Raw genomic sequence first — 21830 nt, forward strand, 5'->3', positions numbered from 1 at the left:
ACCGATGATATTTGAGAGTATCATTCTTCTTTATTTTACACGCCGTTTCTCACCCGAATGTGACAGTGCGGCGCAGCTCGGCCACAAGGACGCATGAGACGATGAACCCGCTTTTTACTCCCTACCTGCAACGCTGGCAATTGGAACAGGACGGCAAAGCCTTCGAAACTCACAGCAGTCTGCTGATGCCGGTGCGGTACCGGGGCGAGGCCGCCATGCTGAAGATCGCCCGCGAGCAGGAGGAGCGCTTCGGCGGCCAGCTGATGTGCTGGTGGCGCGGGGAAGGCGCTGCGCGGGTGCTGGCGTGGCACGACGACGGCATTCTGCTGGAGCGCGCGCAGGGTGAAGGTTCGTTGGCGCAGCTGGTGCGTGACGGTGACGATGAGCAGGCCACGCAGATCCTGTGCAGGGCGGTCGCCGCCTTACATGCGCCGCGCGCGGCGCCGTTGCCAGAGCTGATCCCGCTGCAGGAGTGGTTCAGCTCGCTGTGGCCGGCGGCACAAGCGCACGGCGGCATGCTGCGTCTCAGCGCCACGACGGCGGCGGAGCTGCTGAGCAGCTCGCGAGAAGAGAGCGTGCTGCACGGCGATATCCATCATGACAACGTGCTCGACTTCGGCGAACGCGGCTGGTTGGCGATCGATCCCAAGCGTTTGTACGGCGAACGGGGCTTCGATTACGCCAACATCTTCTGCAATCCCAACTACGGCATCGCCACCGATCCGGCCATTTTCCAGCGTCGTGTGGAACAGGTCTGTCGCTTGGCCGGGCTGGAGCGCCGGCGCTTGCTGCAATGGATCCTGGCCTGGTCGGGGCTCTCCGCCGCCTGGTTTATGGAAGACGGGCAGGCGGCGGATATCGATTTCCGCGTGGCCGAGTTGGCGGCGCGCGCATTGGATCTCCCGCTGCCGGACGGCGATTCAGGGTTCATCCTGCCAGTAATCGAGCGAGGTTGAAGGGCGCTGCAGGTAGCGTACCTGCTCGCCGCCAGCGCTGCGCGCCATCGCCTGGTATTTGCCGGAATCCGGGTACATCACCAGTTCCGGCTGCTCGCGCGTGCTGACGGATAGGTACTTCAGCGGCGCATCGGAGGTGTTGATTATCTGGTGCGGGTATTCCGGGCCCGGCGGAATGAAGATGACATCCCCGCTGACGATAGGCAGCATTTCTCCGGCCACCCGCAGCGTACCGCTGCCTTCCAGAATGATGAACATTTCCTCCTGAGCGTAGTGAAAATGGTAGGGGCAGGAACGCATGCCCGGCGCCACGCAATCGAAGGAGGCGCCCAGCTTGTCGGCGGCGGTGCCGGTGCCGAGACGCGCGCCAACGCTGTCATACAACGGCGGCCGCCGATCGTGTTGCTTATCCACCCGTTCGACATTGCGTATCAAGCGCTGAGCTAACAGCGCAGCTTTCTCAGTCATAGGCTTCCTTTGTGACATTGTCACTTAAAAGTTGACGATAGCCAGAGAAAATCCGTCCCAGCCCTTGCTGCCTACGGTTTGCAGTGCGGTAGCGGTCAAGCGGGGTTCCTGGGCCATCATCGTGAAGAACTCGCGTACGCCTTGTACACGGGCGTCCGTACTGGCGGCGTCGGTGACCGCGCCATCGCGCACCACGTTGTCACCGATAATCACCGTGCCTGGGCGCGCGAGCTTAAGCGCCCAACGTAGGTAATCCGGGTTGCTCGGTTTGTCGGCGTCGATGAAGATGAGATCAAAGGGGGCCAGGGTGTGCAGCGTCGGCAGGTGAGTCATGGCGGGGCCGACGCGCAGCTCAACCAGGCCGTCGAGACCGGCGCGGGTGATATTCTGGCGGGCGACGGCGGCGTGGCTTTCATCCGCTTCCAGCGTGATTAATTTACCGTCTGCCGGTAGCGCGCGTGCCAGCCAGATGGTGCTGTAGCCGCCCAACGTGCCGATTTCCAAAATGCGTTTGGCGTTCACCATGCGGGCGAACAGCTGCAGCAGTTTGCCCTGATTCGGTGCCACATCATGCGCCGGCAGCCCGGCGGCGGCGTTGGTCGCCAGCGCCTGCAACAGGGCATCATCTTGTTCTACCAGGTTGTCAACGATATAGCGATCGACCTGGGACCATTGTTCCTTTTCTTTCATGCGGGCCTCGTGCGGGAAACGCAGTGTGCCCACCAAGTGAAGGCGTCGCCGCCGAGCTTGTCAATGCGCGGCGTGCGTTTGGCATTTTATGCTGCTTCTCGCCGCGGTAGCGACAGCAGCAGGTGGGCGATGGCGCCGCCGACAATGCCCCAGAAGGCTGAACCGATGCCCAGCAAGGTGACGCCGGAGGCGGTGATGAGGAAGGCGATCAGCGCCGCATCGCGCTGTTTCTCATCATGCAGCGCGCGCTGCAGGCTGCCGCCGATGGTGCCGAGCAGCGCCAGCCCGGCAATGGTGTGGATCAGGGCGACCGGCAACGCGCTGAACAGCAGGCCGATGGCGCCGCCGAACAGCCCGGCCAGCAGGTAGAAGCCGCCGGCGGCCACCGCGCCCATATAGCGCCGCTGCGGATCGGGATGCACGTCCGGCCCCATGCAGATGGCGGCGGTGATCGCGGCGATGCACACCGAGAAGCCGCCGAACGGCGCCAGCAGCAGCGCGGTGAGCGCCGTCCAGGCGATCAGCGGTGACGTAGGCACGCGGTAGCCTGCCGCCTGCAGCGTCGCGATGCCGGGGGCGTTCTGCGAAGCCATGGTCACCACGAAGAAGGGCACGCCGATGCCCAGCAGCTTCGGCCAGCTGAAGTGCGGCGCGATAAATTCCGGCATGGCGAACGCCGGCGCATGCTGCGTCAGCTGGATATTGCCCTGCAGCGCGGCGATCGCCAGCCCGGTCGCCAGCGTCAGCACGATGGCGTAGCGCGGTTGATAACGGCGGCTGAGCAGATAGGCCAGCCCCATGCCGGCGCTCAGAGGGAAATTGAGCTGCAGCGAAGCGAAGGCGTCCAGGCCGAAACGCAGCAGGATCCCCGCCAGCATCGCGGCGGAAATCGCCTGCGGAATGTAGTCCATCAGGCGGGCGAACAACCCGGTGATACCGCACAGCAAGATCAGACCGGAAGCGAAGATAAACACGCCGATCGCCTCGTTGATCGGGGTGCCGGGCAGGCTGGTGACCAGCAGCGCCGCGCCGGGCGTCGACCAGGCGGTGAGGATCGGGGTGCGATAGTAAAGCGACAGTCCCAGCGAGGTGACGCCCATCGCGATCCCCAGCGCGCTCAGCCAGCCGCCGATCTGCGCCGGCGTGGCGCCCGCGGCGGCGGCGGCCTGAAAAATGATCGCGGCAGAGCTGGTGTAACCCACCAGAACGGCGACAAAGCCGGCCATGACGGCGGGCAGGGTCAGATGGCGCAGGGAGAGGGCTGGGCGCATGAGAAGCTCCAATCGGTGATTGTGCGTTATAACGCACATTGAGAAATCAGCATAGCACCGTGCGTTATAGCGCACAAGAGGGTATAATCGGCACGATACGCAAAGGAGAACAGAATGCAGGAACTTGCCGGCCATTTGGCGCACACCCTTCGCACGCTGCGCGCACAGCGCGGCTGGAGCCTGACGCAGGCGGCGGAATACACCGGCGTCAGCAAGGCGATGCTCGGACAGATCGAACGCGGCGAATCCAGCCCGACGGTGGCGACGCTGTGGAAGATTGCCACCGGTTTCAACGTGGCGTTTTCCGCCTTTCTTGAAGCCTCCCCCGCGCAGCAGCAGGCGACGCTGCATCGCTACGGCGATCTGCCGGTGTACGATCAGAACAACGCCGACATGCGCGTGGTGCCGCTGTTTCCGTACGATCGTCAACTGGGTTTCGATATGTTCGTCATCGATCTCGCGCCGGGCGCGCTCAGCGAGTCGTCGCCCCATGAGCCGGGCGTGATCGAACATGTCATCGTGATCAGCGGCCGGTTGGAGTTGGCGATAGACGGCGAATGGCACAGCCTGGCCGCCGGCGAGGCGATGCGCTTTCAGGCCGATCGGCCGCACGCTTACCGTAACGCCAGTTCACAAACGGTGCGTATCCACGATCTGATCCACTATCCTCAATCCTGACTCAACGCGGCGGCCGCGGGCTTTGACTCCGCGCCGTCAAACGCCTACCTTGTTGAAAATGACTCTTATTTCACAGGCTGTCGCCCGCGACGGGGTGGCATTGCAGCCGACTCAAAAGGAGCTTGATTTTGCCGGTCACCAATCGACGTCAGTTTATTAAACTCAGTGCACAAACCGCAGGAGCCGTATTCGCGATGACTTCATTACCCAACAGTATCCGCCTGGCGATGGCGGCAGAGGGCGGCGCGGCCGCCGGCGATGAATTCCTGTGGCTGGAGGAGCTGCAGGGTAAAAAGGCGCTGCAATGGGTGCAGCAGGAAAATCAGCGCACCGTGGCGCGCTTTGCCCAAGGCGAAGACTTCCAGCGCATTGAGCGCGAGGTGTTGGATATCCTCAATAAAGACACCCAGATCCCGTGGGTGAGCAAACGCGGCGAGTACTATTACAACTTCTGGCAGGATCCGGCCAACCCGCGCGGCCTGCTGCGGCGCACCACGCTGGACGAGTACCGCAAGCCCAAACCGGCCTGGGAGACGGTGCTGGATATCGATGCGTTGGGCAAGGCAGAGGGCAAGGATTGGGTCTATCAAGGTTCGCAGCCGCTGGCGCCGGAATACCGCTATTGCCTGATGCAGCTGTCGCCGGACGGCGGTGACGCCACTGAGATCCGCGAATTCGATTTGGTGGCCAAACGCTTCGTCAAAGACGGTTTTAACGTGCCGGTGGCGAAAAGCCGGGTCTCCTGGGTCGATCGGGACACGCTGTTCATCGCCACCGATTTCGGCCCCGGCTCAATGACCCAGTCCGGCTACGCGCGCATCGCCAAACGCTGGCGGCGCGGCACGCCGTTGAGCGCCGCCGAAACGCTGTACGAGGCGCAGCCCGAGGACATGGCGGTCTTCGCCTATCACGATCGTACGCCAGGCTTTGAGCGCGATTTTGTCGGCCGCAGCCTGGACTTCTATCGCCGAGACTATTTCCTGCTGATGCAGGACGGCCGGCAGAAAAAAGTCGACATCCCGGCCGACGCCGAGCTGGATACGCATCGAGAATGGCTGCTGATCAAACTGAGCAGTGACTGGGACGTGGGCGGCAAGCGTTATCCGTCCGGCGCGCTGCTGGCGGCCAACTTCGATGACTATTTGGCGGGCAAGCGCGAGCTGCAGCTGTTGTTTACCCCGACGGTGGAGCAGGCGCTGAGCGGCTACAGCGGCACCCGCGATCATCTGATCCTCAGCATCATGGATAACGTGGTCAACCGGCTGGAAGTACTGACGCCGCAGGGCGGCCGCTGGCAACGTCGCCCGCTGGGCAACCCCGGCGCCATCAGCACCATTTCCGCCGGCGGCATCGACGAAGAGAGCAACGCCTATTTCTTGACCGTCAGCGGGTTCCTGCAGCCGACCTCGCTGTACATGGGCAATCTCGACGGCGGTGAGGCGACGCTGCTGAAACAGGCGCCGCAGGATTTTGATGCCTCAGGCTACCAGGTGAGCCAGCATTTTGCGCGTTCCAAGGACGGCACCCGCGTGCCGTATTTCCAGATTGCCGCCAAAGATCTCAAACCGGACGGCAGCACGCCGACGCTGCTGTATGGCTACGGCGGGTTCGAGGTGCCGCTGCTGCCGGGCTATCTCGGCGGCAAGGCGCCGGCCTGGCTGGAGCGCGGCGGGGTGTACGTGGTGGCCAACATTCGCGGCGGCGGCGAATACGGCCCGGCCTGGCACCAGGCGGCGCTCAAGCAGAACCGCCATCGCGCCTACGAGGATTTCGCCGCCGTGGCCGAAGATCTCATTGCACGCAAAGTGACCTCGGCGCCGCATCTGGGCGCGCGGGGCGGCAGCAACGGCGGTCTGTTGGTGGGCAATATGCTGACGCTGTATCCGCAGTTGTTCGGCTGCATCGTCTGCGAAGTGCCGCTGCTGGACATGCAGCGCTATACCCAGCTTTCGGCCGGCGCGTCGTGGATCGCCGAATACGGTGACCCGAGCAAGCCGGAGGAGTGGGCCTACATCAAGGCCTTCTCGCCGTACCACAACATTCAGGCGCAGACGGCCTATCCGCCGGTACTGTTCTATACCGCGACCAGCGACGATCGGGTCAACCCGGCCCACGCGCGCAAAATGGCGGCGCGCATGCAGGCGATGGGGTATCAGCAGGCTTATTTCTATGAAAATACCGAAGGCGGGCACAGCGCTGCCGCCGACAAGAAACAGGCGGCGTTCCACAGCGCGCTGGTAAGCGAATTCATGTGGGCGAACCTGAGCGGCACGCCCAGGTCAGCGTAAGCCTTTTTCTTGCAGGCATAAAAAACGCCGGGGCGTTAACCCTAATGCTTGTCAGTTAGCGTTTTTATGCAGGCGTTCGTGACATTTTCGGTCGATAAAAGTGAGATGCCCCATGTGGCTCACGCACCTCGACCGAGCCAGGGACCGAAGGCGCGGCCCCTGGCAACCCGCGCCTTTGCCCTATCAGATGGTTGGCTTTGCCAACTTTACTCAGCCCATCCCTGGGCCTCGCCCCTTCGGGGCCGCTGCAAGCAGCGTTCAAATCTGCTCCAGGCAGATTTGTCCTCCCTCCGCCATAACGCATTGAGGCCGGTTGCGACAGGCGTCCCTGCCTGTCTCACCTGAAACCGCCGTCCATGGCGGTTTCGCCTAATGCGCTATGCCTGCGTTCGGCGTCTTCGAGGGCACCCAACACCGTGCTCATCTCCGACTTCTCTTCTCTGCCATAACCTCATAAAGGACGGGTTGCCCGGTAGCTGCCAGCTCAGGTGTTGACCCTGGGCGCGCATCACCGGCTGCCGAGCAAGGCGGCGTTGTCAGGGGCAACCGGCCAGGGAAGGCCGGTTGAGGCGAGACTAACAGGGACGTTTGTCGCAGCCGACCCGCCCGACAACGCAGACGCGGCGAGGGTATCCGCATAGCGGACAGACGGTGTTAAGCAAAGGCGCGGGTGGAGGGGCCGCGCCTTCGGCCCCTCCCATTGCCGTTCGCTACGGCATCAGAGAAATGAGAGAGTTTTACGGCAATGAGGCTGCACGAAACACACAAAGATGGGATAAAAAATGCCAGTCAGGCTTAACTGACTGGCATTAGGGCGTTAACCCCGGCGTTTTTATTTACGTTCAACTTGTCGGCGATCAGCGAGCCGCGGTGGCTTCCAGCGCTTTCTGATTGGCATCTTCGGTGGTGTCCAGCGTCATGCGGTACAGTTTCGGCGCGGTCAGCATCATCAGAATAGCGATGACGGCGGTGACGATGCCGATTTGCATAAACACATGGCTGTAGATGGCCAGCGAAGCGTGCGCGTCGTTGATGTCGCTCGGGACTGCGGTCAGACCGGCAACCTTACCGGCGATCAGCGCGGCGGCGGCGGTGGTCAGGAACCAGGAGCCCATGATGAAGCCCATCAGACGCTGCGGCACCAGCTGTGCCACCATCGCCAGACCCAGGCCGGAAATCATCAGCTCGCCGATGCTCTGCAGCGCGTAGCTCAGGATCAGCCAGTTGACTGAGACGATGCCCTGTTCGTTGGCGAAGCTGGCGCCCCACGGCAGCACCAGGAAGGCGCAGGAGCACAGGATCATGCCGAAAGCGAACTTGTGCGGCATCGGCAGGCGATCGCCCATTTTGTTATACAGCGCGGCCAGAATCGGGCTGGCGAGCATGATCCAGAACGGGTTCAGCGCCTGGTACTGCTCCGGCTCGAAGGCGACGCCGAAGATGCTGTGTTCCACGTTGTGGATGGCAAAGAAGTTCAGCGAGGTTGGCATCTGGCTGTACAGTACGAAGAACACCACCGCTTCCAGCATCAGCAGGAAGGCGACGATCATCTTGCGGCGTGCGGCGCCGTGCAGGGCGAAGGTTTCCTTGGCGAATACCAGAACGATGCCGGCGGAAACGAGGGCCAGCGCCCAGCGCGCAATCACCTGGTTGTGCAGCAGCCAGCTGGACACGGCAACCAGCGCCACGATGCCGACCAGCACCATCAGCAGTTTCGGCAGATGCAGCGGCTTGAAGTCAGGTTTAGAACCGTTTTCCTTCACCCACTTGTGGCACATCATAAAGTTGACCAGGGTGATCAGCATGCCGACCACGCTCAGGGAGAACGCCACGCTCCAGCCGTATTTCGCCGCCAGCCACGGAGTCGCCAGCATGGAGAAGAAGGAACCGATATTCACCGACATGTAGTACATGGTGAAGGCGCCGTCGATACGCGGATCGTCTTTCTCATAGCAGGTGGACAGCAGGGAGGATGGGTTGGCCTTGAACAGGCCGCTGCCCACGGCGATGGTCGCCATACCCATGTAGACCCAGAAGATGTCGTGGCCGGAGTAGGCTACCATGGCGTAACCGGCGGCCAGCACCAGCGCGCCGAGCACGATCACGCGTTTGGCGCCCAGCACCTTGTCGCCCAGCCAGCCGCCGATGGCGACGAAGCCGTATACCAGGGCACTGAAGGAAGAGAACAGGGTGATGGAGTCGGCTTCGCTCATGCCGAGCATCTTGACCAGATAAACCGCCATGATGCCTTGCAGGCCGTAATAGCCGAAACGCTCCCACAGTTCGATCGAGAAGATCAGATAGAACGCTTTCGGTTGTTTGAACGCGTTAAGGCTAACGCTCTCCGGGTGTTGGTTGTTTGCTGTTGACACTGGTACCTCTGTTTTTTCGCAGCCCGTCTTTGGAGGACGGGAAAGTACAAAAGTTGATGCGGAACGGCATCCTTTTGCGTTGTTATAGGATGGGGACGGCGGTTAATGTTCACTATCTTTGTCAACGTGGCAAGCTGTTTGTCATATTCGGTTACATTTAACACCCGCAGGATTATGCTGCGATGTTGCAAATGTTATGCAGTATTAACTTTCGGGTTTTCATGGTTTACCGATTTTTTGTTTTGATTAAAAGCTATACGGATTTTAAACAGTGGTATATTCTGCTGAATTGCTATTTCTTAGCGCATCAGTATATGTATGGTTATTAATCCGTTGGAATGTTGTGCATATGGCGCGTTTTGTAAAATTATAGAAATTTAGGAAAACGGTGCTGGCATTTGTGAACGCCTTGTGATCCTAAAATCGTGAAGTTCACCGCAATTTTCGACTAATTTTTCGCTTGAAAATAACACGACACTGAGTTTTTCACTGAAAACCGCGATAACGCCGGGGTTACTGCTGCGCGATATCACATTTCCGATAAAAAAGAGGCGCTGGCGGGGGAGAGAGGAAGCGACGGGGTACGGTTTGCCGCACCCCACAGACTCAGGATTCCGGATAAACCTTTTCTTTATACTCACACAGATCTTCGATAATGCACGAGCCACAGCGCGGTTTACGCGCGATGCAGGTATAGCGGCCGTGCAGGATCAGCCAGTGGTGGCAATCGACCTTGAATTCGGCGGGCACTACCTTTAACAGTTTCTCTTCCACCTGATCGACGTTCTTGCCCGGCGCAAACTGGGTGCGGTTGCATACCCGGAAGATATGGGTGTCTACAGCGATGGTCGCCCAGCCGAAGGCGGTGTTGAGCACCACGTTGGCGGTCTTGCGACCGACGCCCGGCAGCGCCTCCAGCGCGGCGCGATCCTCCGGCACTTCGCCACCGTGCAGCTCTAGCAGCATGCGGCAAGTTTTGATCACGTTTTCGGCCTTGCTGTTGAACAAGCCAATGGTCTTGATGTACTCCTTGATGCCATCAACTCCCAGCGCCAGCATGGCGGCGGGGGTGTTGGCGACCGGATAAAGTTTGGCGGTCGCCTTGTTGACGCTCACGTCGGTGGCTTGCGCAGACAGCAGCACCGCAATCAGCAGCTCAAACGGCGTGGTATACACCAGCTCGGTGGTCGGGTGCGGGTTGTTGTCGCGCAGCCGGGTCAGAATTTCCAGTCGCTTTTGCTTGTTCATCAGGCCTTCTCAACACGTCCTTGTTCCAGCAGCGGCTCCACCGCCACGGCGCGGGCTTTGCGCGCCTTCATTTTTTCGTCGATCAGGTATTTGACCGCCAGCAGCAGCCCCAGGCCGATAAAGGCGCCCGGCGGCAGCATCGCCAGCAGGAACGGGCTGTCGAAATGCACCACTTCGATGCGCAGCGACTTGGCCCAGCCGCCCAGCAGTTGATCGGCGCCGTCGAACAGCGTGCCGTTGCCCAACAGTTCGCGCATCGAGCCCAGCGTTACCATTACGCCGGTGGCGCCGAGGCCGATGGCCATGCCGTCCAGCGCTGAGAGGCCGACCGGTTTCCGTGCTGCCACCGCTTCGGCGCGGCCCACCACGATGCAGTTGGTTACGATCAGCGGAATAAAGATCCCGAGCGATTGATACAGGCCGAAGGCATAGGCGTTGATCAGCATTTGCACGATGCTCACCACCGCGGCGATGATCATCACGTAGATCGGAATGCGCACCTCGCTTGGCACCCAGCGGCGCACCGCCGAGATGGAGGCGTTGGTCAACGTCAGCACCAGCGTGGTGGCCAGCCCCAGGCCGAGCGCATTGGTGACGGTGGAGGTCACCGCCAGCAGCGGACACATGCCCAGCAGCTGCACCAGGGCGGAGTTGTTCTTCCACAACCCCTGGACGATCAATTCTTTGGCTTCACTCATTCGCTGGCTCCACACGCAGGTAAGCTTTCAAGTTTAGGCGGCAGCGTTTCCATATACAACGCCGTGCGGCGTACCGCATTGACCACCGCTCGCGGGGTGATGGTGGCGCCGGTGAACTGATCGAACATGCCGCCGTCTTTCTTCACCGCCCAGCGCTTATCGTCCGGGCCTTCGATTTTCTTGCCGCTGAAGAAGGAAATCCAGTCGGAAATGCGCAGTTCGATTTTGTCCCCCAGCCCCGGGGTTTCGTGGTGCTCAATCACGCGGGTGCCGAGCACCGTGCCGTTGAAATCGGCGCCGACCAGCAGCTTGATGGCGCCGGAGTAACCGTCCGGTGCGGTGGTTTCCAGCGCGGCGGCGGTCGGTTGCCCGTTTTTGCGTGCCAGGTACAAGCGGTGCGGGGCGCTGTTGCCCAGCGCCGGATCGCTGACCAGGAAACATTCGTTCTGCATGACGTTGTCGTAGTTCTCCGGCGGCACCACCTGATCGAGCAGCGCTTTTTGCTGCAGCGCCGCCTGATGGGCGATGGTGCTTTTCGTCAGGGTATAGACGACGGCGGTCAGGCCGGTAGTGACCGCCGCGAACACCGCCAGCGTGGTGCCGTGCTTTCTCATGGAATTTAGCATGGCGGCTCCTTAGCGATGGCCGTACACGCGCGGCTGCGTGTAGTGGTCGATTAACGGGACGGTGATATTGGCCAACAGCACGGCGAAGGCCACGCCGTCAGGATAGCCGCCATAGACGCGGATCAGCCACACCAGCACGCCGATCAGCGCGCCGTAGATCAAACGGCCCTTCGGCGTGGTGGAGGCGCTGACCGGGTCGGTGGCGATAAAGAATGCGCCCAGCATGCTGGCGCCGGAGAACAGGTGGATCAGCGGCGAAGCCTGATGCGCCGGATCGATCCACCAGGCCAGGCCAGAACAGAAGGCGATGGCGGCCAACATGCTGAAAGGGATTTGCCAATGGATCAGACGGCGCGCCAGCATAAACAGGCCGCCGGCCAGGAAGCCGAGGTTGACCCACTGCCAGCCGATGCCGGCCAGCACGCCGCCGAACAGCGGCTGCTGCAATACCTGTTCCACACTGTGGCCGCTGCGCAGGCCGGTTTTGAAACCGTCGAGCGGCGTGGCCTGGCTGATGCCGTCCACGCCCATCTGCAGTTCGTGCAGCGTCGCGCCTTGTGAGGTATGGCCGCTGAAAATGGCCAGCAGCGTGTCGTGGAGCGACAGCGCGGTGGCGCGCAGCTCATCCGGCGGCAGCCAGCTGGTCATCTGTACCGGGAAGGAGATCAGCAATACCACGTAACCGACCATTGCCGGGTTGAACGGGTTCTGCCCGAGGCCGCCGTACAGCTGCTTGGCGATGACGATGGCGAAGAAAGTACCGATGACGATCATCCACCAGGGTGCCAGTGGCGGCAGGCTGATACCGAGCAGCAGCGCGGTCAGCAGGGCGGAGTTATCCGCCAGCCGGCTGCGCACCGGCAGCTTGCGCAGCTTGAGGATCGCGCCTTCCGCCGCCAGCGCGACGATAGCCGCCAGCGCCATCTGAATCAATACGCCGTAGCCGAAAAACCAAATCTGCGCCGCGATGCCGGGAATGCACGCCAACATGACCCACAGCATGATGCGGCTGGTGCTTTGCTGGTTGTGGGTGAAAGGCGAGCTGGCGATGTGTAAGCCTTTGGCGGCTGTGGGTGATACCGGCCTGAACTTCATAGAGTAACGATACCTTCTGCGCCGCGCCTGCGGCAGTTTCGATGCGCCGTAAAGCGCGGCAAAAATGATAGCCGAGCATTCTACCTGATTCGATGCGAGGGTAATACGCCTTAATAATAGGGATATTCAGCTTTTCGCATTCACGGCGATCGGGGTGATGCGATTTGATTTTTTTTGGCTGGAAAATGGGCTAACGTGAGGAATTGTCAGTGGAACTTGTGCCGCTATCGACCGCAAAAAACCGGGTAACCGTATGAATGAGATATGATTTTTCTCCAAGTTTTCGCACAAAATAACAACTTTCACATAATCTGTGTAGGTTACTATCGCGACATTATTGAGTTAGTGAATCCATAATAATGACAAATGAAGACATTTTTTTTATTGAAGAGCTAATTGAGTGGGTGGAGATACATCTGGAGAAACGGCCAAACCTGGATGAAGTCGCGCGTATTTCGGGCTATTCCAAGTGGCATCTGCAGCGTAAATTCAAGCGTATTACCGGCATTCAACTCGCCACCTATATCCGTTCGCGCATCCTGACGCGCGCCGCGGTGGCGCTGCGCATCACCCGTCGCTCGATCATCGACATTTCCGATGAGCTGGGCTTCGACTCGCAGCAGACCTTTACCCGCATGTTCAAGCAGCGCTTCAATATCACCCCCAATCGCTACCGCGCGATGGAGCACTGGGACGTGAAAAACCTGATGCCGCGCTTTAACTTCGAAGCCAGCTACGGCGCCGGATATTATCCGGAGGTGAAGCGGTTGACGTTGCCCGAGATGCAGCTGGTCGGCTTCACGCGCCGGCTGGATTTCGCCTCCGAACAGGAGCTGGAGTACTCTTCCTGCATGGCGATGAAAGACGAGATTTTCAACGACTTCTTCAAGGGGCTGCACGTCGACTGCCGGCGGATTTACAGTATCTATTCCCCCCATGCCGGGGAAGGCGACGAGCTGTCGTCCACGTTGGTGATGGCGGTCGATCCCGAACACAAGAAGGATATTCTTTCTAACCATCAGATAGACACCTTCCATCTGCCAAGCCGCGAGTTTATCTCCATCAACCATAAAGGTACGGCGAAAGAGTGTCTGCAGTTTTTCGGTTACCTGATGTCGCATGTGATGCCGGGGCTGAAGGATGAGGTGCGCGGCAGTATGGAAATGGAGATCATTCAAACCAAAGAGTGGAATCCGGAATCTAAACTGCGTCAGATTGAGGTGGATTACACCTACCTGATCTCTATCGATTAAACGGCGCCAGGCGTAGGCCCGGCGCCGCTCCGATCATTTTTCTTCCGTTGTGGCCGCCAGCGATTCCCTGGCGGCTTTTTTGGCTTTGGCGCGGGCGATAGCCGCCGCGACCGCCGCCTTGCGCGGGTCTTCCTCGGCGGTTGCCGGCGCCGTTTCTGCTGATTCAGGGGCGTCCGTCTGCTGCGCCTCTTTCTTGGCTTTGGCGCGGGCGATAGCCGCCGCGACCGCCGCCTTGCGTGGATCTTCCTCGGCGGTTGCCGGCGCCGTTTCCGCCGGTGCAGGAGCGTCTGCCTGCTGCGCCGCTTTCTTGGCTTTGGCGCGGGCGATAGCCGCCGCGACCGCCGCCTTGCGCGGGTCTTCCTCGGCGGTTGCCGGCGTCGTTTCCTCTGGAGCAGGAGCGTCTGCCTGCTGCGCCGCTTTCTTGGCCTTTACACGCGCCAGGGCGGCAGCGACCGCTGCCTTGCGCGGGTCTTCCTCAGTGGTTGCCGGCGTCGTTTCCGCCGGCGCAGGGGTGTCCGCCTGCTGCTCTGCTTTTTTGGCTTTGACGCGCGCGAGGGCGGCAGCGACCGCCGCCTTGCGCGGATCGTCCTCTGTTGCGGCAGGGGCGGTGTCGTCTGCGGCCGGCGCTTCTTTGCGTGCTTTCACGCGGGCCAGCGCCGCGGCCACGGCGGCTTTACGCGCGTCGTCGCCGGAGTTTGCCGATGGTGTCTCTGTTTCCGCCTCGGCAGCCAACTGGGCGCGGCGTTCGCGCGCCTGCGCTTTACGCGCTTCGCGGGCGGCGATCATCTCGCTGTTATCCGGCTGCTGGCCGTCGACCGGCGTGACCGCCGCTTCGGCATTTTTGCTGCGCACGCGTGCCAATGCGGCCTGCACCGCGCCCTGATCGTCGTCGGTCAGTTTGACGGCGGCCTTTTTGTGCCGCTCTTCGCGCGCCAGCTTCTCGCGCTCCAAACGGGCCAGTTTGGCTTCGTAACGCGCCTTGGCCTCGGCGGTGCGCGCCGCCTCCAAATCGATCGCCTTGATCTCGGCCTTTTCCTGGCGGTAGTACTGCACCAGCGGGATGTTGCTGGGGCAGACAAACGCGCAGGCGCCGCATTCGATGCAATCGAACAGGTTATGGTTGCGCGCCTTGTCGTGCTCTTGTCCGCGGCTGAACCAGTACAGCTGCTGCGGCAGCAGCCCAGCAGGGCAAGCGTCTACGCACAGGCCGCAGCGGATGCAGGACTGCTCCGGCTCCTGCGGCGTCATTTCATCGACCGTCGGTGCCAGAATGCAGTTGCTGATCTTAACGATTGGCACGTTCAGCGCGGGCAGGGTGAAGCCCATCAGCGGGCCGCCCATGACCACCATCTGCTGCGCCTGCGGGCGGAAACCGGCGAAGTCTAGCAGGTGCTGCACTGGCGTACCGATGCGCGCCCACAGGTTGCCCGGGCGTTCGATAGCGTCGCCGGTCAGGGTCACCACGCGTTCAATCAGCGGTTCGCCGTCGACGATCGCCCGCTTGATGGCGAAGGCGGTGCCGACGTTCTGCATCAGCACGCCGATGGCGGAGGAGTGCTTGCCGTGCGGTACTTCTTTGCCAGTCAGGATCTTGGTCAGCTGCTTGGCGCCGCCGGACGGGTATTTGGTCGGGATGACGCGCAGCGCAATGCTGGACTGGCCGCGCAGCGCCTGTTTCAGCGCCGCAATCGCTTCCGGTTTGTTGTCTTCGATGCCGATCAGCGTGATCTTGGGCTGCAGAATGTGTTGCAGGATCTGTGTGCCTTCGATGATCTGGTCGGCATGTTCCTGCATCAGGCGATCGTCGGCGGTGATGTAAGGCTCGCACTCGGCGGCGTTGAGGATCAGCGTTTCCACACCGCTCATGCCGCCCTGCAGTTTGCTGGCGGTCGGGAAACCGGCGCCGCCCAGACCGGCGATGCCGGCCTGATGAATACGTTGAATCAGCTCTGCGGCGGGCGCTTGGCGGTAGTCCGCCACCGGATCGCGTTCGCACCAGCGGTCTTCCCCGTCCGCCTCGATAATCACGCACAGCTCCGACAGCCCGGACGGGTGAGCGGTGATATGCGGCGTGATAGCGCTGACGGTACCCGAGGTCGGGGCGTGCACCGGCACGGTGCGGCCGCGGCCGACGGTCAGCGGCTGGCCTTTCAACACCCGATCGCCGGCGTTGACGCACAGTTCGCCTTCCGGCCCCAGATGCTGCTGCAGCGGGATGATAAAGGTCTTGGGCAGGGGAGCGACACGCAGCGGCGCACCGCTCGACTGAGTCTTCATTTCCGGTGGATGGATCCCGCCGTCGAAATCCCAGATCCGGTCTTTTTTAAAGGCGGCGAACAGATTAAGCATGTTGCTCCACGTGGATCACTTGCACCGGGATCGTCTTCATGTCCCACTTCCAGTTGGCGGTGGTGGTGGCGACCGGTCTCATTTCAATACAGTCGGTAGGGCAAGGGGCGACGCACAGATCGCAGCCGGTACAGAGGTCGGTAATGACGGTATGCATGGCGCGGGTGGCGCCGACAATGGCGTCTACCGGGCAGGCCTGAATGCACTTGGTGCAGCCGATGCAGTTGGCCTCGTCGATATAGGCCACCTTACGCTCCGGCTCGGCGGCGGCTTCGCTGCCTAGCGGCTGCGGTTCGACGTTGAGCAGCTCGGCCAGCTTCAGCATTACCTGTTCGCCGCCCGGCGCGCATTTGTTGATCATCTCGCCGTTGGCGACCGCCTCGGCGTAGGGGCGGCAACCGGGGTAGCCGCACTGGCCACATTGGCTCTGCGGCAGGATCGCGTCGACCTGCTCGGCGACCGGATCCTCTTCCACCTCAAAACGGCGCGCGGCGTAGCCCAGCACCAATCCGAACAGCAGCCCGAGCGCGCTCAAAGCCGCGATAGCTATCCACAACGCAGTCATTAGAATTTCACCAGCCCGGTAAAGCCCATAAAGGCCAGCGACATCAGCCCGGCGGTGATCAATGCGATAGAGGAGCCGCGGAATGGCGCCGGCACGTCGGCGACCGCCAGACGCTCGCGAATGGCGGCGAACAGCACCATCACCAGCGAGAAACCGGCGGCGGCGCTGAAGCCGTAAACGGCGGACTGCAGGAAGTTGTAGCCGAGGTTAACATTAAGCAACGCAACGCCAAGCACCGCGCAGTTGGTGGTGATTAGCGGCAGGAAGATGCCCAGCAGGCGGTAGAGCGCCGGGCTGGTTTTGCGCACCACCATCTCGGTGAACTGCACGACCACGGCGATCACCAGAATGAAGGAGAGCGTGCGCAGATACACCAGATCCAGCGGAACCAGGATAAAGGTGTTGATCACCCAGGCGCTGACGGAGGCCAGCGTCATGACGAAGGTGGTGGCCATTCCCATGCCGATGGCGCTTTCCAGCTTCTTGGAAACGCCGAGGAACGGGCACAGGCCAAGAAACTTCACCAGAACGAAGTTGTTCACCAGTACGGTGCCGACAAACAAGAGCAGGTATTCGGTCATTGCGATGCCTAAAAAAATAAAAGCCGCCTATTATCGGGAATCGGCGGCCGGACGACAACATATGAATCGCAGGGGTATTGCCTTTTTTGGTGAAAATTTACACAAATCACCCGATAAAACGTGCTGCATCCGCCTTTAACGTTCGGTAAAGGTGCCTTTGACTCGCTGCGAGCGCTTGATGTAAGGCACCAGCAGCGCCGCCATCAACAGCGGCCAGCCGAGGCTGCGTACCGCCACTTCATCCGGCACCGGCGCGAAGGCGAAGGCTTTCACCGCCAGGAGCACCGTGATCAGCAGCCACAGCAAGAATAGCTTGGGGAAGCGTTGCGAGCGCTGGCAAAACAGCCACAGTAGCCACAGGGTGAAGCACCACATCAAGAGCGTGGTCAGCACCGAAAAGTACCATTGCAGGGTAAATGCCTGGGCGTTGGTCAGCAGGTAGTCGCGCGACTCGGGCATAAAGATCGCCATGGCGTACAGGAGCAGCATCAGGCTGGCGCTGAGCAGGGTGACGATCAGATAGGCCATCGGGGCCAGCAACCAACCGCCGATACGAGAGTATTCAGCTTGAGACATAAAGGCTTCCTGATTGAAACGGAGATCACAGGCGGCATAGCTTAGCGGGTAATGCCGGCTTCGTCATCTCTATCAACCGGATAGCTCGGCATCGCGGCGCGTGGCAGCACGTTTGGCTACTCGATGCCGTATTAGGCCTGCTTCAAATTAACATCTCATTTACTTCTTGTCCCATCCGGCCGCATGGTGTCAAATCGAAAGGTCTGTCGTGAGCCTGCAAGAGGAAATTCCATGGCTGAAAAAATTCGTGTCGGGCTGGTCGGTTACGGCTACGCCGGCAAAACCTTTCATGCGCCGCTGATCGCCGGTACGCCGGGGCTTGAGCTGGCTGCCATTTCCAGCAGCGATGCCGGCAAAGTGCATGCCGACTGGCCGTCGATGGCGGTGGTGGGTGATGCGCAGGCGCTGTTCGCCGATCCGGCGCTCGATCTGATCGTGATTCCTACCCCCAACGACACCCACTTCCCGCTGGCTCAGCAGGCGCTGGCCGCCGGCAAGCACGTGGTGGTGGATAAACCGTTTACCGTGACATTGTCACAAGCGCAGGCGCTGCAACAGCAGGCGCAGCAGAGCGGTTTGCTACTGTCGGTATTCCACAACCGCCGTTGGGACAGCGACTTTCTTACCCTGAAAGCGCTGCTGAATGAGGGCGCGCTGGGCGAGGTGGTGTATTTCGAGTCGCATTTCGATCGCTACCGGCCGCAGGTGCGCCAGCGCTGGCGTGAACAAGGCGGGGTCGGTAGCGGAATCTGGTACGATTTGGGGCCGCATCTGCTCGATCAGGCGCTGCAGTTATTCGGCAAGCCCGACCGGCTGTTCGTCGATCTGGGAGAACTGCGGCCGGGGGCGCAGGCGGTGGATTATTTCCACGCGCTGCTGAGCTATGGCAATCGTCGCGTGGTGTTGCACGCCAGCATGCTGGCGGCGGCGGAGAGCCCGCGTTACGTGGTGCACGGCACCCGCGGCAGCTATGTCAAATACGGTCTGGATCCGCAAGAGGACCGGCTGAAGGCCGGTGAGCGACTGCCGCAGGCCGATTGGGGCTATGACATGCGCGATGGTGTTGTGACGCTGTCACGTGGCGATCTGCTGGCGGAGCAACCGCTGCTCAACATTCCCGGCAATTACCCGGCTTATTACGCCGCGGTGCGCGACGCGATCGCCGGCGCAGGCGAAAACCCGGTACCGGCCGCCGACGCCATCGCGGTGATGGCATTGATCGAACTGGGGCTGGAGTCGGCCCGGCTGCAGCAGGCGCTGCCGGTGGTCTGATCCCGTTCATTTCTCTATGCCCGGCGCAACGTCGGGCCTTTTTACGACTTTACGTGCAAGGAAATCCGTTTCATGTCCTGGTTGCAGCGTTTACGCATTGACAGATTTTTGCTGGTCCTGATTTTGGTGGTGATCGTCGCCTCGTTGTTCCCCTGCGAAGGCATCTGGAAAACCTTCTTTGAACACCTGACCACTGCCGCCATCGCGCTATTGTTCTTTATGCACGGCGCCAAGCTGTCGCGCGAGGCAATCATCGCCGGCATGAGTCACTGGAAGCTGCATCTGCTGGTGTTCCTCAGTACCTTTGCGCTGTTCCCGTTGCTTGGGCTGGCGATGAACCTGCTGGTGCCGGGCATCATGACGCCGACGGTCTATCTCGGCTTCCTCTACCTGTGCGCGCTGCCGGCCACGGTGCAATCGGCTATCGCCTTTACCTCGGCGGCGGGCGGCAACGTGGCGGCGGCGATCTGCAGCGCCTCGGCGTCGAGCATTCTCGGTGTGTTCCTGTCGCCGCTGCTGGTGGGGGCGTTGATGCATACCCAGGGCGGCAATACCGACGTGCTGCACGCCATCGGTTCAATCATTCTGCAGCTGATGGTGCCGTTCGTCGTCGGCCATCTGGCGCGGCCGCTGATCGGCAAATGGGTCGACCGCCATCGCAAACTGATCAACCTGACCGACCGTTCGTCGATCCTGCTGGTGGTGTACACCGCGTTCAGCGCGGCGGTGGTGGAAGGGATTTGGCACCGCATCGACGGCTGGTCGCTGCTGACCATCCTGGTGATGTCGCTGGTGCTGCTGACGGTGGTGTTGGTGATCAACACCTATGCGGCGCGCTGGCTGGGCTTCAATACCGCCGATGAGATTACCATCGTTTTCTGCGGCTCGAAAAAGAGCCTGGCGAATGGCATCCCGATGGCCAACGTGCTGTTCCCGGCCGCGGCGGTGGGCGCCATGGTGCTGCCGCTGATGATTTTCCACCAGGTGCAGCTGATGGTGTGCGCGGTATTGGCGCAGCGCTATGCGCGTAAAACCGCCAAACAGCGAGCCGAGGCGGAAGCGCTGGTGGCCAAATAGACCGCAGGCCGCTAACGGCAGCCCAGCGCGTCGAGCAGAAAGTCGGCGCGCTCGTCCGGTGAAGCGCGCGGCAGTTCTTGCAGCTGATAGCCATAGCGGCGGTAGACGGCCATCATCGCTTGGTAGGTCTGCTCGGCTTCGGCGAAAGATTGTTTTCTCTCGCTGTCCTGCGCGTAGATCGCTCGCCACGGCGGGGCGATGAACACCGTATCGGCATAGCGAAAGGCACCGATCGCCGCCGTTAAGGGGGCGGGGATCGGCAACCCGCACAGCGTCAGGTAACCGGCGATATCCGGCAGGCCGCGATCGAAGAACCAGCATGTTGCGCCCGTCGCTTCCCGCCATGAGCGCAGCTCCCAATCCAGCATCCGCTCGGCGAAGGCCTGGCGATCGTCCCATGGTAGCGCATTGCCGCCAATACTCACCTGATCCTGAATAATCGCCCGGCCCGCCTCCTGCGAATGCGAGTAACCGCGGCGATGAAGAACGTCGATGAGCGTGCTTTTGCCCGAACCCGGGCCGCCGGTCAGCACGATGCGGCGTAGTTTGTCAGACATATGGAATTCCTCTATTGCGTTAGAGTTATCGGGTGAAAATAGCGATTAAAGCGGAGCAGGCGGGAAAAAGACGGGAGGTGAGAAGAAGGCGCCGTTTGGCGCCTTGGGGGGATTTAGCCCTGAACTTTGGCGCGCAGCGCCTGTTTTTCCTGCTCGCTGAGGAAGGCCAGCTTCAGGCCGTTTTCCTGTGCGGTGCGGATTTCCTCCGGCGTCAGCCCGGCCTGCGGTGCGGCGACGCGGTATTCGTGCTCGATCTCGATGCCCTGAACCGCCGGATCGTCGGTGTTGATCGATGCCAGCACGCCGTGGCGCAGGAAGGTGGCCAGCGGATGCTGGGCCAGCGAAGGCACGGTGCTGGTCTGGATGTTGGAGGTCAGGCAGGACTCGATGCCAATGCCGTGTTCTGCCAGGAAGTCCATCAGCGCCGGATCTTCGACTGCTTTCACCCCGTGGCCGATACGTTCGGCGCCCAGCTCGCGGATCGCCTGCCAAATGCTTTCCGGGCCGGCGGCTTCGCCCGCGTGCACGGTGATACGCAGGCCGGCGTCGCGCGCGCGGTTGAAGTGGTTGAGGAACAGGCTACCGGGGAAGCCCAGCTCATCGCCCGCCAAATCCAACGCGGTAATGCCGTCGCGGTGCGCCAGCAACCCTTCCAATTCCTGCAGACAGGCAGCCTCGCCAAAGGTGCGGCTCATGATGCCGATCAGGCGAATGTCGATGTCGCGATCGCGGCAGCCCGAACGGATCCCGTCGATCACCGCTTCCACCACGCCGGCGACCGGCAGCTGGTGCTTCATCGCCATGTAGTAAGGGGAAAAACGCAGCTCGGCGTAGTGCAGGCCGGCGTTGGCGGCGTCTTCGACGTTTTCGTAAGCCACGCGGCGGCAGGCGTCCAGATCGCCCAGCACCGCCACACCCCAGTCCAGTTTCTGCAGGAAGCTGACCAGATCCGGTTCAGCGTGGGTGATCTGCACGTGCGGGCGCAGGCTCGCCAAATCGTTGGCCGGCAGGGTGAGATTGAACTGGCGACCGAGGTCGAGAATGGTCTGCGCGCGGATGTTGCCGTCGAGGTGGCGGTGTATGTCGGTAAGCGGTAGGCGGGGATCGATCATGCTGGGCACTCGCTAATTTATCGTAGGTAAAGTGCAGAACAGTATAAAAACAAATGAATGAAACTTGCCATCTTGTTGCATAAAAAAGTGATCTGAAT

General features: G+C 61.2%; 20 protein-coding genes. 6 read left to right on the plus strand and 14 right to left on the minus strand.

Features of this window, described 5'->3' with window-relative positions; translation table 11 throughout:
- The first annotated feature begins 101 nt into the window (after nucleotides 1-101).
- Nucleotides 102-956, plus strand: coding sequence for an aminoglycoside phosphotransferase family protein (locus EGY12_RS17840; protein WP_123894820.1), 855 nt, complete (start codon nucleotides 102-104; stop codon nucleotides 954-956).
- Here EGY12_RS17840 and EGY12_RS17845 read toward each other — a convergent pair.
- The 3 genes from EGY12_RS17845 to EGY12_RS17855 form a co-directional block, all read right to left on the minus strand.
- Nucleotides 921-1424, minus strand: coding sequence for a cupin domain-containing protein (locus EGY12_RS17845; protein ID WP_123894821.1), 504 nt, complete (start codon nucleotides 1422-1424; stop codon nucleotides 921-923). The two genes, EGY12_RS17840 and EGY12_RS17845, sit on opposite strands and share 36 nt — an antisense overlap.
- Before the next feature lie 24 nt (nucleotides 1425-1448).
- The gene (locus tag EGY12_RS17850) at nucleotides 1449-2114 is read right to left on the minus strand and encodes an O-methyltransferase (RefSeq protein WP_123894822.1); all 666 of its coding nucleotides are present in this window, start codon (nucleotides 2112-2114) and stop codon (nucleotides 1449-1451) included.
- 86 nt (nucleotides 2115-2200) lie between these two features.
- Nucleotides 2201-3385 (minus strand): benzoate/H(+) symporter BenE family transporter, encoded by a 1185-nt coding sequence (locus tag EGY12_RS17855; RefSeq protein WP_123894823.1) that lies wholly within the window; start codon nucleotides 3383-3385, stop codon nucleotides 2201-2203.
- 114 nt (nucleotides 3386-3499) lie between these two features.
- On the opposite strand from EGY12_RS17855, the gene EGY12_RS17860 reads away from it, so the two are divergent.
- Entirely contained in the window at nucleotides 3500-4063 is a 564-nt protein-coding gene (locus tag EGY12_RS17860; RefSeq protein WP_123894824.1) for a helix-turn-helix domain-containing protein, read from the plus strand.
- Between the two features lie 194 nt (nucleotides 4064-4257).
- The gene (locus EGY12_RS17865; protein WP_123894825.1) at nucleotides 4258-6351 is read left to right on the plus strand and encodes a prolyl oligopeptidase family protein; all 2094 of its coding nucleotides are present in this window, start codon (nucleotides 4258-4260) and stop codon (nucleotides 6349-6351) included.
- Nucleotides 6352-7208: 857 nt separating this feature from the next.
- Here EGY12_RS17865 and dtpA read toward each other — a convergent pair.
- From dtpA to rsxD, 5 genes are all read right to left on the minus strand, one after another.
- Nucleotides 7209-8723, minus strand: coding sequence for a dipeptide/tripeptide permease DtpA (gene dtpA, locus EGY12_RS17870; protein WP_123894826.1), 1515 nt, complete (start codon nucleotides 8721-8723; stop codon nucleotides 7209-7211).
- 606 nt (nucleotides 8724-9329) lie between these two features.
- Entirely contained in the window at nucleotides 9330-9971 is a 642-nt protein-coding gene (gene nth, locus EGY12_RS17875) for an endonuclease III (RefSeq protein ID WP_123894827.1), read from the minus strand.
- A complete protein-coding gene (locus EGY12_RS17880; protein ID WP_123894828.1) occupies nucleotides 9971-10669 on the minus strand; it encodes an electron transport complex subunit E in 699 nt (232 codons plus the stop codon). The genes nth and EGY12_RS17880 overlap by 1 nt, the downstream gene beginning before the upstream one ends.
- Nucleotides 10666-11295 (minus strand): electron transport complex subunit RsxG, encoded by a 630-nt coding sequence (gene rsxG, locus EGY12_RS17885; protein ID WP_048233605.1) that lies wholly within the window; start codon nucleotides 11293-11295, stop codon nucleotides 10666-10668. The genes EGY12_RS17880 and rsxG overlap by 4 nt, the downstream gene beginning before the upstream one ends.
- A 9-nt stretch (nucleotides 11296-11304) precedes the next feature.
- Entirely contained in the window at nucleotides 11305-12390 is a 1086-nt protein-coding gene (gene rsxD / locus EGY12_RS17890) for an electron transport complex subunit RsxD (protein ID WP_123894829.1), read from the minus strand.
- 359 nt (nucleotides 12391-12749) lie between these two features.
- On the opposite strand from rsxD, the gene EGY12_RS17895 reads away from it, so the two are divergent.
- Complete coding sequence (locus EGY12_RS17895; RefSeq protein WP_049201927.1) at nucleotides 12750-13643, plus strand: helix-turn-helix domain-containing protein; 894 nt, start codon at nucleotides 12750-12752, stop codon at nucleotides 13641-13643.
- Nucleotides 13644-13676: 33 nt separating this feature from the next.
- Here the strand turns inward: EGY12_RS17895 and rsxC are convergent, their stop codons facing one another.
- From rsxC to EGY12_RS17915, 4 genes are all read right to left on the minus strand, one after another.
- Complete coding sequence (gene rsxC / locus EGY12_RS17900; RefSeq protein ID WP_123894830.1) at nucleotides 13677-15992, minus strand: electron transport complex subunit RsxC; 2316 nt, start codon at nucleotides 15990-15992, stop codon at nucleotides 13677-13679.
- Complete coding sequence (gene rsxB, locus EGY12_RS17905; protein WP_004938428.1) at nucleotides 15985-16557, minus strand: electron transport complex subunit RsxB; 573 nt, start codon at nucleotides 16555-16557, stop codon at nucleotides 15985-15987. The genes rsxC and rsxB overlap by 8 nt, the downstream gene beginning before the upstream one ends.
- The gene (gene rsxA / locus EGY12_RS17910) at nucleotides 16557-17138 is read right to left on the minus strand and encodes an electron transport complex subunit RsxA (protein WP_004938443.1); all 582 of its coding nucleotides are present in this window, start codon (nucleotides 17136-17138) and stop codon (nucleotides 16557-16559) included. Before rsxA ends, rsxB begins: the two co-directional genes overlap by 1 nt.
- A 135-nt stretch (nucleotides 17139-17273) precedes the next feature.
- Nucleotides 17274-17714: a DUF2569 domain-containing protein gene (locus EGY12_RS17915; RefSeq protein ID WP_019455945.1), complete on the minus strand. Its 441-nt coding sequence runs from the start codon at nucleotides 17712-17714 to the stop codon at nucleotides 17274-17276.
- Between the two features lie 231 nt (nucleotides 17715-17945).
- On the opposite strand from EGY12_RS17915, the gene EGY12_RS17920 reads away from it, so the two are divergent.
- Nucleotides 17946-18986, plus strand: coding sequence for an oxidoreductase (locus tag EGY12_RS17920; RefSeq protein WP_123894831.1), 1041 nt, complete (start codon nucleotides 17946-17948; stop codon nucleotides 18984-18986).
- 72 nt (nucleotides 18987-19058) lie between these two features.
- Nucleotides 19059-20063 (plus strand): bile acid:sodium symporter family protein, encoded by a 1005-nt coding sequence (locus EGY12_RS17925; protein WP_123894832.1) that lies wholly within the window; start codon nucleotides 19059-19061, stop codon nucleotides 20061-20063.
- Nucleotides 20064-20074: 11 nt separating this feature from the next.
- Here the strand turns inward: EGY12_RS17925 and EGY12_RS17930 are convergent, their stop codons facing one another.
- Entirely contained in the window at nucleotides 20075-20620 is a 546-nt protein-coding gene (locus EGY12_RS17930) for an AAA family ATPase (protein ID WP_123894833.1), read from the minus strand.
- Nucleotides 20621-20733: 113 nt separating this feature from the next.
- Nucleotides 20734-21732, minus strand: coding sequence for an adenosine deaminase (gene add / locus EGY12_RS17935; RefSeq protein ID WP_123894834.1), 999 nt, complete (start codon nucleotides 21730-21732; stop codon nucleotides 20734-20736).
- Between the last annotated feature and the right edge of the window lie 98 nt (nucleotides 21733-21830).

The organism is Serratia sp. FDAARGOS_506 (genome assembly GCF_003812745.1).
Lineage (GTDB): Bacteria > Pseudomonadota > Gammaproteobacteria > Enterobacterales > Enterobacteriaceae > Serratia.

Excerpts from the sequence above, each read along its gene's own strand:
- EGY12_RS17850 (WP_123894822.1), bottom strand. The coding sequence starts at position 2,114 with ATGAAAGAAAAGGAACAATGGTCCCAGGTCGATCGCTATATCGTTGAC.
- EGY12_RS17855 (WP_123894823.1), bottom strand. The coding sequence starts at position 3,385 with ATGCGCCCAGCCCTCTCCCTGCGCCATCTGACCCTGCCCGCCGTCATG.
- EGY12_RS17920 (WP_123894831.1), top strand. The coding sequence starts at position 17,946 with ATGGCTGAAAAAATTCGTGTCGGGCTGGTCGGTTACGGCTACGCCGGC.
- EGY12_RS17860 (WP_123894824.1), top strand. The coding sequence starts at position 3,500 with ATGCAGGAACTTGCCGGCCATTTGGCGCACACCCTTCGCACGCTGCGC.
- EGY12_RS17845 (WP_123894821.1), bottom strand. The coding sequence starts at position 1,424 with ATGACTGAGAAAGCTGCGCTGTTAGCTCAGCGCTTGATACGCAATGTC.
- rsxB (WP_004938428.1), bottom strand. The coding sequence starts at position 16,557 with ATGACTGCGTTGTGGATAGCTATCGCGGCTTTGAGCGCGCTCGGGCTG.
- EGY12_RS17895 (WP_049201927.1), top strand. The coding sequence starts at position 12,750 with ATGACAAATGAAGACATTTTTTTTATTGAAGAGCTAATTGAGTGGGTG.
- rsxD (WP_123894829.1), bottom strand. The coding sequence starts at position 12,390 with ATGAAGTTCAGGCCGGTATCACCCACAGCCGCCAAAGGCTTACACATC.
- EGY12_RS17925 (WP_123894832.1), top strand. The coding sequence starts at position 19,059 with ATGTCCTGGTTGCAGCGTTTACGCATTGACAGATTTTTGCTGGTCCTG.
- EGY12_RS17880 (WP_123894828.1), bottom strand. The coding sequence starts at position 10,669 with ATGAGTGAAGCCAAAGAATTGATCGTCCAGGGGTTGTGGAAGAACAAC.
- rsxC (WP_123894830.1), bottom strand. The coding sequence starts at position 15,992 with ATGCTTAATCTGTTCGCCGCCTTTAAAAAAGACCGGATCTGGGATTTC.
- add (WP_123894834.1), bottom strand. The coding sequence starts at position 21,732 with ATGATCGATCCCCGCCTACCGCTTACCGACATACACCGCCACCTCGAC.
- EGY12_RS17865 (WP_123894825.1), top strand. The coding sequence starts at position 4,258 with ATGACTTCATTACCCAACAGTATCCGCCTGGCGATGGCGGCAGAGGGC.
- rsxA (WP_004938443.1), bottom strand. The coding sequence starts at position 17,138 with ATGACCGAATACCTGCTCTTGTTTGTCGGCACCGTACTGGTGAACAAC.
- nth (WP_123894827.1), bottom strand. The coding sequence starts at position 9,971 with ATGAACAAGCAAAAGCGACTGGAAATTCTGACCCGGCTGCGCGACAAC.
- EGY12_RS17930 (WP_123894833.1), bottom strand. The coding sequence starts at position 20,620 with ATGTCTGACAAACTACGCCGCATCGTGCTGACCGGCGGCCCGGGTTCG.
- EGY12_RS17915 (WP_019455945.1), bottom strand. The coding sequence starts at position 17,714 with ATGTCTCAAGCTGAATACTCTCGTATCGGCGGTTGGTTGCTGGCCCCG.
- EGY12_RS17840 (WP_123894820.1), top strand. The coding sequence starts at position 102 with ATGAACCCGCTTTTTACTCCCTACCTGCAACGCTGGCAATTGGAACAG.
- rsxG (WP_048233605.1), bottom strand. The coding sequence starts at position 11,295 with ATGCTAAATTCCATGAGAAAGCACGGCACCACGCTGGCGGTGTTCGCG.